Raw genomic sequence first — 539 nt, forward strand, 5'->3', positions numbered from 1 at the left:
GTTCAAACTCGACAGCCCGGATTATCTGGCCATGGGCAAGCGCATCGCCGCCCTCGGCAAGCCGACCCTGTTTGTCATGGAAGGTGGCTACGCCGTTGAAGAAATCGGCATCAACGCGGTGAACGTGCTGGAAGGTTTTGAACAATGAAAAAGCGACTGATCGCCTCGGCGCTGTGCGCGGCCCTGCTGAGCGCTGGCGCCCACGCCGAAGAGCGCACCCTGCGCGTCTACAACTGGTTCGACTACATCACGCCCAAGGCGCTGGAAGACTTCAAGGCACAGAACAGCCAGACCAAACTGATCTACGACATCTTCGACACCAACGAAGCGCTCGAGGCCAAACTGCTTACTGGCAACTCCGGCTATGACGTGGTGGTGCCGTCCAACGTGTTCCTCGCCAAGCAGATCGAGGCCGGGGTGTTCCAGCCGCTGGATCGCAGCAAACTGCCGAACTGGAATCACCTCGATCCGAAACTGATGAAGCTGATCGAGGCCAATGATCCGGGGAACAAGTTCGCCGTGCCGTACATGTACGGCAC

The 539-nt window shown here is 58.8% G+C and carries 2 pseudogenes; both read left to right on the forward strand.

Annotated elements, in window-relative coordinates:
• A pseudogene (locus J5M71_RS26930) lies at positions 1–148 on the forward strand (histone deacetylase family protein); the annotation flags it as partial.
• Positions 145–539: pseudogene (locus J5M71_RS26935) on the forward strand (polyamine ABC transporter substrate-binding protein); the annotation flags it as partial. The pseudogenes J5M71_RS26930 and J5M71_RS26935, both read left to right, overlap by 4 nt.

The organism is Pseudomonas sp. 43(2021) (assembly GCF_017490805.1).
Taxonomy (GTDB): domain Bacteria; phylum Pseudomonadota; class Gammaproteobacteria; order Pseudomonadales; family Pseudomonadaceae; genus Aquipseudomonas.